Raw genomic sequence first — 13,092 nt, 5'->3', positions numbered from 1 at the left:
GAACCTGGGCCGGGCCGGTCCCCCGGGGGAGCGTCACCGACCCCGCCTTGCTCAGCGGGTCCCCCGGAGGAGCGACCTCACCCCTCGGTCCGCTCAGTCTTCTCGCGCGTACGGCACGACGGCGATCCGGTCGATCAGCGGCACTTCGACGCCCTGACCGGCACGGGCACTCAGTGCGCGTGCCCACTCGCGGCGGGCGCCGGGCCGGCGTTCTTGACCGACAGGGGCAGCAGCTTCTTCCCCGTCGGGCCGATCTGGATCTCCGTGTCCATCTGCGGACACACGCCGCAGTCGAAGCAGGGCGTCCACCGGCAGTCCTCGACCTCGGTCTCGTCGAGGGAGTCCTGCCAGTCCTCCCAGAGCCAGTCCTTGTCCAGGCCGGAGTCGAGGTGGTCCCAGGGGAGGACCTCCTCGTAGGTGCGCTCGCGGGTGGTGTACCAGTCGACGTCGACGCCGAACTCCGGCAGCGTCTTCTCGGCGCACGCCATCCAGCGGTCGTACGAGAAGTGCTCGCGCCAGCCGTCGAAGCGGCCGCCGTCGTCGTAGACCGCGCGGATGACCGCGCCGATGCGGCGGTCGCCGCGGGAGAGCAGGCCTTCGACGATGCCGGGCTTGCCGTCGTGGTAGCGGAAGCCGATGGAGCGGCCGTACTTCTTGTCGCCGCGGATCTTGTCCCGCAGCTTCTGCAGCCGGGCGTCCGTCTCCTCTGCGGAGAGCTGCGGGGCCCACTGGAAGGGGGTGTGGGGCTTGGGGACGAAGCCGCCGATCGAGACCGTGCAGCGGATGTCGTTCTGGCCGGAGACCTTGCGGCCCTCGGCGATCACCCTCGTCGCCATGTCGGCGATCTGGAGGACGTCGTCGTCGGTCTCCGTGGGCAGGCCGCACATGAAGTACAGCTTCACCTGGCGCCAGCCGTTGCCGTACGCGGTGGAGACCGTGCGGATCAGGTCGTCCTCGGAGACCATCTTGTTGATGACCTTGCGGATGCGTTCCGAGCCGCCCTCGGGCGCGAAGGTGAGGCCGGAGCGGCGGCCGTTCCTCGTCAGTTCGTTCGCCAGGTCGATGTTGAAGGCGTCCACGCGGGTGGAGGGGAGGGACAGACCGATCTTGTCCTCCTCGTAGCGGTCCGCCAGGCCCTTGGCGACGTCGGCGATCTCCGTGTGGTCCGCCGAGGAGAGGGACAGCAGGCCCACCTCCTCGAAGCCCGTCGCCTTGAGGCCCTTGTCGACCATGTCGCCGATGCCCGTGATGGAGCGCTCGCGGACCGGGCGGGTGATCATGCCGGCCTGGCAGAAGCGGCAGCCGCGGGTGCAGCCGCGGAAGATCTCCACCGACATGCGCTCGTGGACCGTCTCGGCCAGCGGGACCAGGGGCTGCTTGGGGTACGGCCACTCGTCCAGGTCCATGACGGTGTGCTTGGAGACCCGCCACGGCACACCGCTGCGCTTCGGCACGACACGGGCGATGCGGCCGTCCGGCAGGTACTCGACGTCGTAGAAGCCGGGGACGTAGACCCCGCCCGTGCGGGCGAGACGGAAGAGGAGTTCCTCGCGGCCGCCGGGGCGGCCTTCCGCCTTCCAGGCGCGGATGATCGCGGTGACTTCCAGGACGGCCTGTTCGCCGTCGCCGATGACCGCGCAGTCGATGAAGTCCGCGATCGGCTCGGGGTTGAACGCGGCGTGCCCGCCGGCCATGACGATCGGGTCGTCCAGGCCGCGGTCCTTGGACTCCAGCGGGATGCCGGACAGATCCAGGGCCGCCAGCATGTTCGTGTAGCCCAGCTCCGTGGAGAAGGACAGGCCGAACACGTCGAAGGCCTTGACCGGCCGGTGGCTGTCCACCGTGAACTGCGGGACCTTGTGCTCCCGCATCAGCTCCTCCAGGTCCGGCCACACGCTGTAGGTGCGCTCGGCGAGGACGCCCTGCTGTTCGTTCAGGACCTCGTAGAGGATCATGACGCCCTGGTTGGGCAGACCGACCTCGTAGGCGTCCGGGTACATGAGCGCCCAGCGGACATCGCTGGAGTCCCAGTCCTTGACCGTGGAGTTGAGCTCCCCGCCGACGTACTGAATCGGCTTCTGCACGTGCGGGAGCAGAGCTTCGAGCTGCGGGAACACCGACGCAGCGACTTCGGCAGGCATGTCGCGCACCTTCGTGGGCTGGACTGTACTGACAGGGGTGACCATCCAGCCTAACGTGATCGCGGGGCGTCTCCGTACGCCCGAGGCTCAGAGGCTCGCCGCCCCGTCCTTGATCCCGTCCCAGAATCCGGGCAGTTCGGCCTCCACGCGCGCGGCCCGCTGCTCCTCCCGCTCGTGGAGCAGGCCGTAGGTGAAGGCGCTCTCCCCCGCCGCGTGGGCCACCGCGGACAGCTCGCGCAGGGTCTGCCGGGCCATCACGCTGTCCTGGTGCTCGCCGAGCAGGTTCTGCAGCGCCTTCATGGACTTGACCAGGTTCTTGGCCGCCTTGCCGAGGGCCGGTCCGCCCGCCTCCGCCGCGTAGCGGGTGCGCTTGGTCTTCTTGCGAGCCTCGTGGATCGCGACGTCCCGGTCGGTGCCGGGCTCCAGCTCCCGTGCCTGCTGGACCAGCCCGGTGACCTTGCGGAAGTCCTTCTTCACGGCCTTGGCGATCACCTTGCGGGGCTTCTCGCCGGCCGCCTTGAGCAGGGGCGGGTCGGCGATCAGCGCGTCCAGGGTGTCGAGCAGGTCCAGGTAGCGGCGGGAGTCCAGGACACCGAGGAGCTTGCCGCGGGCGCCGCCGTGCTCGGCGCTCGACCAGGTGTGCAGCCGCTCGGACAGCGGGCCGCGGACCAGGCCGGCGGGCACCTCGTCCAGGGCCGCCGTCAGCCGTTCGGTCAGCACCTCCCGGTCCCGGTCCAGGCCCAGCTCGCCGGCCAGCCACTTCAGCTCGTCGCCGACCGGGTCGGTGGCGGCCCGGTCGAGGACCGCGCCGTACGACTTGAAGGTGCTGCGCAGCCGCCGGGTGGCCACGCGCATGCTGTGCACGGAGTCCTCGGCGTCCCTGCGGACGGCCGGGTCGAGTTCGACGATCGCGTCGCGCTGGGCGCGTACGTAGGCGAGCACATGGTCCCCTGCGGTCACCGGGGCCCCGGCGGAGGCGGACGGGCGCTTCGTCGCCGGCACCGTCTCCGCGAGGGCACGGGCCAGCTTCGACGCCGACGCCGACGGCCGTACGCCCGCCTTGCGCAGCCGTTTCTCCACCTTGTCGAGCACGGCCGGGTCGCCACCGTCGGCGAGCTCCACCTCGATCTCGGTCCACTGTGTCTCGGCGCCGCCGGGCGTGAGCCGCTCGGCGTGTACGGCGTCGACGGCGACCTCGGCGAGCAGTGCGCCGTCGGCGTCGACGAGGTGCCGTACGTCGCGCTCGCAGCGCAGCCGGACCACGGGCAGCAGCTCGGCGCCGCGGACGCGGGAGCGGACGAGCCCGGCGAGGTCTTCGGGGAGGGTGTCGGAGAGCGGGGCGTGCAGCTCGTCGCGGACGCCCGGGGCGATCGGGAACTTCAGGTGCCAGCCCGCGTCGGAGCCGCCGGTGCGGCGGCGCAGGGTGACGGACGACGCGGCGAGGCGTTCGTCCAGGGTGTCGTAGTAGGTGGCGTCGAGGTGTGCGACGCCCTTGTCGACAACGGCCGCGGCCCGGGCGACACCGGTCAGGTCGGGGAGCCCGCTGTCCTCGGACTCGTATTTCCGCTCGATTTCGCGCTTGCTGTCCGCCATGAACCGAATCTAGTCGGATCGAGGGCGGGGCGGCAGTGCGCCGCCCCGCTCGGGTTCACGCGGACATCGGCCGCTGCACCCGGATCGACTGCAACAACCCGACCGCTATCCACACGGCGAACATCGACGAACCGCCGTACGACACGAAGGGCAGCGGCAGGCCGGTGACCGGCATGATGCCGAGCGTCATGCCGACGTTCTCGAACGTCTGGAAGCCGAACCAGGCGACGATGCCCGCCGCCACGATGGTGCCGTACAGGTCGCTGGTGTCCCGGGCGATGGTGCAGGCCCGCCACAGGACGATGCCGAGCAGCAGGATGATCAGGCCGCCGCCGAGGAAGCCCAGCTCCTCCCCCGCCACGGTGAAGACGAAGTCCGTCTGCTGCTCGGGCACGAACTGGCCGGTGGTCTGCGAGCCGTGGAAGAGGCCGGAGCCGGTCAGTCCGCCGGAGCCGATGGCGATCCGGGCCTGGTTGGTGTTGTAGCCGACGCCTGCCGGGTCGAGCTCGGGGTTGGCGAAGGCGGCGAAGCGGGCGATCTGGTAGTCGTCGAGCACCCCGAGCTGCCAGACGGTGACCGCCCCGAGGGTGCCCGCGCCGAGCAGGCCGAACACCCACCGGTTGGACGAGCCGGAGGCGAGCAGCACGCCGAGCACGATGATGACCATGACCATGACCGACCCGAGGTCGGGCATGAGCATCACGATCAGCATGGGCACGGTGGCCAGGCCCAGGGCCTGCACGACCGTGCGGTGATCGGGGTACTGCTTGTCGCCCGCGTCGACCCGGGCCGCCAGCAGCATCGCCATGCCCAGGATGATCGTGACCTTCACGAACTCCGAGGGCTGGAGCGAGAAGCCGCCGGGGAGCTTGATCCAGGAGTGGGCGCCGTTGATCGTGGAGCCGAGCGGGGTGAGCACCAGCAGGATCAGCAGGACCGAGAGGCCGTACAGGATCGGCACGGCCGTGCGCAGGGCGCGGTGGCCGAGCCAGATCGTGCCGGCCATCAGGGCGAGGCCGATGCCGGTGTTCAGCAGGTGCCGCACGAGGAAGTAGTACGGGTCGTCCTGGTTGAGCTCGGTGCGGTTGCGGGTCGCCGAGTAGACGAGGAGCGTGCCGAGCAGCGACAGGGCCAGTGCCGACAGCAGGATCGGCCAGTCGAGCCGCCGCACGACCGAGTCACGGGCGAGGAGCCGGGTCCAGCCGGAGCGCTCGGGCCCGTAGCCGGAGACCTGGAAGCTGTTCACACCGCCGGTCATGCCGCCCACCTCCGGCTTCCCCCGCGGCGCCGCCGCCTTCGGGTGTCACGGTTCTCCGGCGTCGGCGGGGCGGCCGTCGCCGGCTGGAGCGGGTCCGCCGGGGCGTTCGGGTCCTTCTTCTCGGCCTGCTGGTCCTTGGCCGGGTCCTTGGAGACCTTCGGGGAGGAGATGGTGCCGTCGGTCCTGACCTTCGGCAGGGCCTCCTGCGGGGTGGACAGCAGGGCCTTCCTCTTGTCGATCTTGCCGTCCTCGGAGACGCCGTACAGCGCGTTGTAGATGTTGCGGACGGCGGGGCCCGAGGCGCCCGAGCCCGTACCACCCTGCGCGATCGTCATGACGATCGCGTAGTCCTTGGTGTAGGTGGCGAACCACGAGGTCGTCTGCTTGCCGTAGACCTCGGCCGTACCCGTCTTGGCGTGCATCGGGATCTTGTCCTGCGGCCAGCCGCCGAACCTCCAGGCGGCCGTACCGCGGGTGGCGACTCCCGCGAGGGCGTCGTCTATCCGGTCGCGTGTCGTCTTCGTCATCGGCAGCTTGCCGTGCGACTTGGGCTTGATCGGCGTGACGGTCTTGCCGTCGGCGCTGATGACGGCCTTGCCGACCGAGGGGTCGTAGAGGGTGCCGCCGTTGGAGATGGCGCCGTAGATGGTGGCCATCTGGATCGGCGTGACGAGGGTGTCGCCCTGGCCGATGGAGTAGTTGACAGAGTCACCGGCGCGCAGGCGGTTGCCCTCGAGGCAGTTCTCGTAGGCGATCTTCTCGGCGTAGCTGCCGTTGCGCTTGCCGGTGCGGCACCAGACGTCCTTGTTGGCCTTCCAGTAGTCCAGCTTCCACTGGCGGTCGGGGATGCGGCCGGTGACCTCGTTGGGCAGGTCGATGCCGGTCTCCTTGCCGAGTCCGAACTGGTGGGCGGTCTTGTAGAACCAGTCCTTGGTCTTCTTCTTCGGCTTGGCTCCGCCGTCGCGCTTCCACTCGTCGTGGGAGAGCCGGTAGAAGACGGTGTCGCAGGAGACCTCCAGGGCGCGGCCGAGGCTGATCGGGCCGTATCCCTTGGACTCGAAGTTCTTGAAGACCTGGCCGCCGAGGGAGAACGAGCTGGAGCACTGGTAGGGGCCGTCGAAGGAGTAGCCGGCGTTGATCGCGGCGGCCGTGGGGACGACCTTGAAGATGGAGCCGGGCGCCGACTGGCCCTGGATCGCGCGGTTGAGCAGCGGGTAGTTGGAGCTCTTGCCGGTGAGCCGCGCGTAGTCCTTGGCGGAGATGCCGCCGACCCAGGCATTGGGGTCGTAGTTCGGGTTGGACGCCATGGCGACGACCCGGCCGGTCTTGGCCTCCATCACCACGACGGCACCGGAGTCGGCCTTGTAGTTGACGCCGGTGTTCCGGTCGTTCTGCTTGCGGGCTTCCTTCATGGCCTCGTTCAGCTGGTACTCGGCGATCCGCTGGACGCGCGAGTCGATGCTGGTGACGAGGTTGTCGCCCGGGTGGGTGGGGTCGGCCTCGGCCTGGCCGATGACGCGGCCGAGGTTGTCGACCTCGTAGCGCGTGACGCCGGCCTTGCCGCGCAGCGCCTTGTCGTACTGGCGCTCCAGGCCCGAGCGGCCGACCTGGTCGGAGCGCAGATACGGCGAGTTGGTGTTCTGCGCCTGCTTGATCTCCTCGTCGGTGACCGGCGAGAGGTAGCCGAGGACCTGGGCGGTGTTGGCCTTGCCCGGGCTCGGGTAGCGGCGCATGGCCTCCGGCTCGGCGGTGATGCCGGGGAAGTCCTCGGCTCGCTCGCGGATCTGCAGGGCCTGCTTGGGCGTGGCCTCGTCCGTGATGGGGATGGGCTGGTACGGCGAGCCGTTCCAGCAGGGCTGGGGCGTCTCGGAGTCGCACAGCCGGACCTTCGCCATGACCTCCGCGGGCTTCATGCCCAGGACCTTGGCGAGCTTGGCGAGGACGTCCTTGCCGTCGTCCGGCATCTTCAGCAGGTCGGTACGGGACGCGGAGACGACCAGCCGGGTCTCGTTGTCGGCGAGGGCCACCCCGCGCGCGTCCAGGATCGAACCCCGGACGGCGGGCTGGACGACCTGCTGCACGTGGTTGCCGGACGCCTCCTTGGCGTACGCCGCGCCCTCACGGATCTGGAGGTACCACAGGCGTCCGCCGAGCGTGAGCAGGAGCGAGAGGACGAGAACCTGGATGACGACGAGCCGGACCTGGACCCGGGTGTTCCGGCCGGTCTCGGGAATGTTGGTCACGGGTGCTGCCTCCCCCTCTCAGCGCGCGTACGGAACAGCGGGTGCGACGGCAGGTCCGGGCACGTGTATGCGGATACGAGTGATGAACGGCCGGCCCATGAGCCGGCGTTCCGACTGGAGGCCCTCGTTCGGGTGAACTTCCCTGCGTTCACAGCCGCTTGACCCCCTTGATGCGCCCGGCCCGCGCCATCCGGGCCCGGGCCGCCTTCACCCGCAGCCCGTTCCGCTGGCTGCCGATCTTCAGGCCCGTGCCGCCGGAGAGCCAGCCGGAGGAGATGTCGGAGGCCTTGGAGCCGGAGCCGGAATCGGCGAGCGGATCGTTCTCGGCGCGCCGGGCCAGGGCCATGATCCCCGGCACGACGAACGGGGCGAGCAGCAGGTCGTACAGGGCGGCCGTGAACAGCAGGCTGCCCAGGCCCACATGGCGGGCGGCGGTGTCACCGACGAGGGCGCCGACCCCGGCGTACAGCAGGGTCGAGCCGACGGCGGCGGCGACCACCACGACCATGGGGCCGGTGGCGGACTTCAGCCGGCCCGTCTCCGGCTTCGCCAGGCCGGCGAGATAGCCGATGACGCACAGCACCAGCGCGTACCGCCCGGCGGCGTGGTCGGCGGGCGGGGCCAGGTCGGCCAGCAGGCCCGCGCCGAAGCCGACGAGGGCGCCACCCATATGGCCGTACACCAGGGCCAGGCCGAGGACGGTGAGGAGCATCAGGTCGGGCACGGCGCCCGGCAGGTGCAGACGGGCGAGGACGCTCACCTGGATCACCAGGGCGACGACGACCAGGGCGGAGGAGAGCAGGATCCGGTTGACGCGCATGAGGTGACAGCTCCTACTGCTCTTGCTGGTTCTGGCCGTCTGCGGGTGCCTCGGCGGACGGCGTCACGGTCACCGTCACCGTCGGCCTGGGGGTGGGCTTGGGTTTGGGCGGGAGCACCGTGTCGCGCGGGTCCTTCTTCGGCACGTCGACGACGACACCGACGATGTCGAGCTTGGTGAAGCTCGCGTACGGCGTGACATAGAGCGTGCGGGTCAGGCCGCCGCCTGACGGGTCGACACGGGAGACCACGCCGACGGGCACGCCGGGCACGAACGGCCGGTCAGCCTGCGAGCCGAAGGTGACCAGACGGTCGCCCTTCTTCACCTCGGCCTTGCCGTTGAGGAGCTCCACGCGCAGCGGGCGGTCGCCCTGCCCGGAGGCGAAGCCGAGCTCGTCGCCGGACTCCATCCGGGTACCGACCGTGAAGTCGGGGTCGCTGGCGAGCAGGACCGTGGCGGTGTTGGGGCCGACGGTGGTGACCCGGCCGACGAGCCCGTCCCCGTTCAGGACGGTCATGTCGCGCTTGATGCCGTCGTTGGCGCCGACGTCCACGGTGATGGTCCAGGAGAAGCCCTGCGCGGCGCCGATGGCGATGACCTGGGCGCCCTTGATGCCGTACTGGCCTTGACCGGCGACCTTCAGCATCTTGTCGAGCTGCTTGAGGCGGCTGCGGCTGCGGTCGTCGCTGCCGAGTCTCGCCTTCAGGGCCGCGTTCTCCTCCTCCAGCACGGCGAGCCGGTCGTGCCGTTCGCCGGATTCACGGATGGCGGAGACCGCGTTGCCGACCGGGTCGACCGCGGCCGAGACACCGCTCTCGATCGGGCCGAAGACCGTCGCCGCGCCCTGCCGGGCACCGTCGACGGGCGAGTCCTCTCCACCGCGGATGTCCACCGTGATCAAAGCGAACGCGATGGCGATCAGCAGCACCAGGAGCAGCCGACTCTCTCGTGTGTCCCTCACGTGCGGCGGCCGTGCCCTTCCTCATAGGAATTCGGGGAGCCCCAGGGAAAACCGAGGGGCTGCTTTGTGGGAGCTTATGCCTCTATATCAACGATCCGCCGTACGAGAGGAGATCGTCCCGTACGGCGGAATCGAAGAGTTATGTCATCTGCGCGGCTGGGCGTCCAGCACCTGCTGGAGCGCCTCGAACTCCTCGACACACTTACCGGAACCGAGAGCCACGCTGTCCAGCGGATCCTCGGCGATATGGATCGGCATACCGGTCTCCCGGCGCAGCCGCTCGTCCAGGCCCCGGAGCAACGCCCCGCCGCCGGTCAGAACGATTCCCCGGTCCATGATGTCGCCGGACAGCTCCGGCGGACACTTGTCGAGGGTCGTCTTGACGGCGTCGACGATCGCGTTGACCGGTTCCTCGATCGCCTTGCGGACTTCGGCCGCGGAGATGACGACGGTCTTCGGCAGCCCGGACACCAGGTCCCGGCCACGGATTTCGGTGTGCTCGTCGGAGTCGAGGTCGTACGCCGAACCGATCGTGATCTTGATCTGCTCGGCCGTCCGCTCACCCAGCAGGAGGGAGTACTCCTTCTTGATGTGCTGGATGATCGCGTTGTCCAGTTCGTCGCCCGCCACGCGGATGGACTGGGCGGTGACGATGCCGCCGAGGGAGATGACCGCGACCTCCGTGGTGCCGCCGCCGATGTCGACCACCATGTTGCCCGTGGCCTCGTGGACCGGCAGGCCGGAGCCGATGGCCGCGGCCATGGGCTCCTCGATGATGTGCACCTGGCGGGCGCCGGCCTGGGACGACGCCTCGATGACGGCGCGGCGCTCGACGCCCGTGATGCCCGAGGGCACACAGACGACGACCCGCGGACGAGCCAGATACCTCCGCTTGTGGATCTTCAGGATGAAGTAGCGGAGCATCCGCTCGGTGATCTCGAAGTCGGCGATCACGCCGTCCTTCAAAGGACGAACGGCAACGATGTTGCCGGGCGTGCGCCCGATCATCTTCTTCGCTTCGGCCCCGACCGCGAGGATGCCACCGGTGTTGGTGTTGATCGCGACGACGGACGGTTCGTTGAGTACGATCCCGCGACCCCTGACGTACACCAGCGTGTTGGCGGTCCCGAGGTCGACAGCCATGTCACGGCCGATGAACGACATTGAGTTCCCCATCAGGATTCGTCTGGCCTTCCCACTAGCTTTTGAGGGCTTTTCAGGTAGGCAAAGGTGGGTGCTGTGACGTGAAGGCTTCCATCGTAGACGCGCCTTCGCGAACACTGCGGGAGGGTCTCCGCCAATGTCAGCAGATGCTGTGCGGGTTCGCTTGTGGAGACGGGCGTTCGGGGGCGATCGTTCCCTCGATCGGCACGTATATGCCAGGAAAGTCCGGGAGCGCCGCTCCCGGACTTTGCTCGCCCTTCGCGCTTTAGGCGCGACCCGGGAAGAAGATCTTCACTTCTCGCTCCGCGGACTCCTCCGAGTCCGAGGCGTGGATCAGGTTCTCGCGGACGATGACGCCGTAGTCGCCGCGGATGGAGCCGGGCGCGGCCGCGATCGGGTCGGTCGGGCCGGCGAGCGCGCGCAGCCCCTCGATGACCCGCTCGCCCTCCACGATCAGCGCGACGACCGGGCCGGAGGCCATGAACTCCACCAGCGGCTCGTAGAAGGGCTTGCCCTTGTGCTCGCCGTAGTGCTGCTCCAGCGTGTCCTGGTCCAGGGTGCGCAGTTCCAGCGCGGTGATCCGCCAGCCCGCCTTGCGCTCGATGCGGCCGATGATCTCGCCGGTCAGCCCACGCCGGACGGCGTCGGGCTTGAGCAGGACGAGGGTGCGCTGGGTCACGACGGGGCTCCTAAGCGTCAAGGTGTGCGTCAAGGTTCTACGGAAACACGAGATTACCCGGCGTGTCGGGGCGCTCGTTACGCAGCGTCAGGTGTGGAGGGACCCGGAGGACCCGCCTGGGTCCCCTGGGCGGCGAATCGCGCCTTGGCCTCGTCCACCTTCCGCCCGTAGTGCACGGACGCCCACCACAGGGCCGCGAAGATCGCGCCCAGGAAGAACATGATCGGCACGACGAAGCCCGACGCGATGAGCGCGAGCTGCAGCGCCCAGCCGAGCACGACCCCGCCGGGGCGCGTCACCAGTCCGCACAGCACCAGGCACAGGAACATCGCGACACCGCTGACCGTCCACACCGTCGCCATGGACAGATCGGGATCCTTCATGGCGACCAGACCGGCGAAGCCGATGACGAAGAACTCGCCGATCAGGGTCGAGGAACAGAGCGTACGCACGGGTCTCAGCCCTTCCCCAGGAGCAGTCGGGCCTCGCCGACGGTGATGACGGAACCGGTGACGAGCACACCGCCGCCGGCGAACTCGCCCTCCTCCTCGGCGAGCGTGATGGCGGCCTCCAGCGCGTCGGGCAGCCGCGGCTCGACCTGGACGCGGTCGTCGCCGAACACCTCGACGGCGATACCGGCCAGTTCGTCGGCGTCCATCGCGCGGTGGCTGGAGTTCTGGGTGATCACGACCTCGGCGAACACCGGCTCGAAGGCCTCCAGCAGCCCCCGGACGTTCTTGTCGCCGCTGGCGCCGACGACCCCGATGAGGCGGCTGAACTGGAAGGCCTCCCCGACCGCCTCGGCAGCCGCCCGGGCGCCCGCCGGGTTGTGGGCGGCGTCGAGCACGACGGTCGGCGACTTCCGCACGACCTCCAGCCGCCCCGGCGAGGCCACGGCGGCGAACGCCTTGCGGACCGCGTCGATGTCCAGCGCGTCGGCCCGCTGCGCGCCGACCCCGAAGAACGCCTCGACGGCGGCGAGCGCGACGGCCGCGTTGTGCGCCTGGTGCGCGCCGTGCAGCGGCAGGTACACCTCCGGGTACTCACCGCCGAGGCCACGCAGCGTCACCAGCTGCCCGCCGACGGCCACCTGCCGGTCGACGACGCCGAACTCCAGACCCTCCCGGGCCACGGTCGCGTCCACCTCGACGGCCTTCTTCAGCAGCACCTGCGCCGCCTCGACCGGCTGCTGCGCCAGGATGACCGTCGCACCCTGCTTGACGATGCCGGCCTTCTCCGTGGCGATCTCGGCGTGTGTGGTGCCGAGCCGGTCGGTGTGGTCGAGGTCTATGGGCGTGACGACGGCGACGTCACCGTCGATCACGTTCGTGGCGTCCCAGGAGCCGCCCATGCCGACCTCGACGACGGCGACGTCCGCGGGCGCGTCGGCGAAGGCCGCGTAGGCCATGCCGGTGAGCACCTCGAAGAAGGACAGCCGGTACTCCTGCTGGGCGTCGACCATCTCGATGTACGGCTTGATGTCCTCGTACGTCTCGATGAACCGCTCGGCGGAGATGGCGGCGCCGTCCAGGCTGATGCGCTCGGTGATCGACTGCACGTGCGGCGAGGTGTAGCGGCCGGTGCGCAGCTCGAAGGCGCCGAGCAGGGCCTCGATCATGCGGGCGGTGGAGGTCTTGCCGTTGGTCCCCGTGATGTGGATCGACGGGTACGACCGCTGCGGCTCGCCCAGGACGTCCATCAGCGCGGCGATACGGCTGACGGAGGGCTCCAGCTTGGTCTCGCCCCAGCGCGAGGCGAGCTCCGCCTCGACCTCGCGCAGGGCCTTGTCCACCTCGGGGTCGGCGGGCCGGGCGGGGATGTCGGCCTCGGGCGGGCCGCCCTGGGTGCGCAGGGTTCGGCTGCCGGCTTCGATGACCGCGAGGTCGGGGTCGCGGGTGGTCTCCTCCGCGATGATCTCTTCGAAGTTGTCGAGGGGGTCGGGCTGGTCGTCGCTGTGGTCTGGAGGGAACTCGCTCACGGGCCCAGTCTACGGAGGGGCGGTGACATTGTTCGCTGTGGGCGGGTGCGGGTCCGTGGGGGCTGGTCGCGCAGTTCCCCGCGCCCCTGACCACGTGGAGGGGGAGGGGGGGGGGGGGGGGGGGGGGGGGGGGGGAGGAGGGACGGGGGGGGGGGGGCGGGCGGATGATTGTCTGTTTTGGCGAGCGTTTTCACTGTTTGTTTCCCTTTTCTTTTTTAGGTCGGGGCTGGTAGTGGTGGTGGCGTTGGATAGTTC

10 protein-coding genes are annotated in these 13,092 nt (G+C 69.7%); all 10 read right to left on the bottom strand.

What is annotated here, in order from left to right; all coding sequences use genetic code 11:
• Positions 1-170: 170 nt before the first annotated feature.
• Complete coding sequence (locus ACZ6I3_RS00050) at positions 171-2,141, bottom strand: TIGR03960 family B12-binding radical SAM protein (protein ID WP_469410588.1); 1,971 nt, start codon at positions 2,139-2,141, stop codon at positions 171-173.
• Between the two features lie 87 nt (positions 2,142-2,228).
• Positions 2,229-3,734 (bottom strand): CYTH and CHAD domain-containing protein, encoded by a 1,506-nt coding sequence (locus tag ACZ6I3_RS00045; protein WP_469410587.1) that lies wholly within the window; start codon positions 3,732-3,734, stop codon positions 2,229-2,231.
• A 55-nt stretch (positions 3,735-3,789) separates the two neighbouring features.
• Positions 3,790-4,992 carry a rod shape-determining protein RodA gene (gene rodA, locus ACZ6I3_RS00040; RefSeq protein WP_469410586.1) on the bottom strand — a complete coding sequence of 401 codons (1,203 nt, stop codon included), beginning with the start codon at positions 4,990-4,992 and terminating at the stop codon, positions 3,790-3,792.
• Entirely contained in the window at positions 4,989-7,235 is a 2,247-nt protein-coding gene (mrdA, locus tag ACZ6I3_RS00035) for a penicillin-binding protein 2 (RefSeq protein ID WP_469410585.1), read from the bottom strand. Before mrdA ends, rodA begins: the two co-directional genes overlap by 4 nt.
• A 148-nt stretch (positions 7,236-7,383) precedes the next feature.
• Positions 7,384-8,055, bottom strand: a complete 672-nt coding sequence (mreD, locus tag ACZ6I3_RS00030; RefSeq protein WP_469410584.1) for a rod shape-determining protein MreD — start codon at positions 8,053-8,055, stop codon at positions 7,384-7,386.
• Positions 8,056-8,068: 13 nt separating this feature from the next.
• Positions 8,069-9,016: a rod shape-determining protein MreC gene (mreC, locus tag ACZ6I3_RS00025; RefSeq protein ID WP_382826839.1), complete on the bottom strand. Its 948-nt coding sequence runs from the start codon at positions 9,014-9,016 to the stop codon at positions 8,069-8,071.
• 144 nt (positions 9,017-9,160) lie between these two features.
• The gene (locus ACZ6I3_RS00020; RefSeq protein ID WP_004001297.1) at positions 9,161-10,180 is read right to left on the bottom strand and encodes a rod shape-determining protein; all 1,020 of its coding nucleotides are present in this window, start codon (positions 10,178-10,180) and stop codon (positions 9,161-9,163) included.
• A gap of 265 nt (positions 10,181-10,445) precedes the next feature.
• Positions 10,446-10,859, bottom strand: coding sequence for a nucleoside-diphosphate kinase (gene ndk / locus ACZ6I3_RS00015; RefSeq protein WP_184592637.1), 414 nt, complete (start codon positions 10,857-10,859; stop codon positions 10,446-10,448).
• A 77-nt stretch (positions 10,860-10,936) separates the two neighbouring features.
• Positions 10,937-11,311, bottom strand: coding sequence for a DUF4233 domain-containing protein (locus tag ACZ6I3_RS00010; RefSeq protein WP_469410583.1), 375 nt, complete (start codon positions 11,309-11,311; stop codon positions 10,937-10,939).
• 5 nt (positions 11,312-11,316) lie between these two features.
• Positions 11,317-12,837, bottom strand: a complete 1,521-nt coding sequence (gene folC, locus ACZ6I3_RS00005) for a bifunctional tetrahydrofolate synthase/dihydrofolate synthase (protein ID WP_469410582.1) — start codon at positions 12,835-12,837, stop codon at positions 11,317-11,319.
• Positions 12,838-13,092 lie beyond the last annotated feature (255 nt).

This window comes from Streptomyces sp. NPDC041940 (genome assembly GCF_055589465.1).
Note: the sequence above shows the minus strand (reverse complement) of the source record. Positions and strands in the feature narration are given on the sequence as shown.

Coding starts and splice junctions, on each gene's coding strand:
- ACZ6I3_RS00050 (WP_469410588.1), bottom strand. CDS start 2,141: ATGCCTGCCGAAGTCGCTGCGTCGGTGTTCCCGCAGCTCGAAGCTCTG.
- ACZ6I3_RS00045 (WP_469410587.1), bottom strand. CDS start 3,734: ATGGCGGACAGCAAGCGCGAAATCGAGCGGAAATACGAGTCCGAGGAC.
- rodA (WP_469410586.1), bottom strand. CDS start 4,992: ATGACCGGCGGTGTGAACAGCTTCCAGGTCTCCGGCTACGGGCCCGAG.
- mreD (WP_469410584.1), bottom strand. CDS start 8,055: ATGCGCGTCAACCGGATCCTGCTCTCCTCCGCCCTGGTCGTCGTCGCC.
- ACZ6I3_RS00020 (WP_004001297.1), bottom strand. CDS start 10,180: ATGTCGTTCATCGGCCGTGACATGGCTGTCGACCTCGGGACCGCCAAC.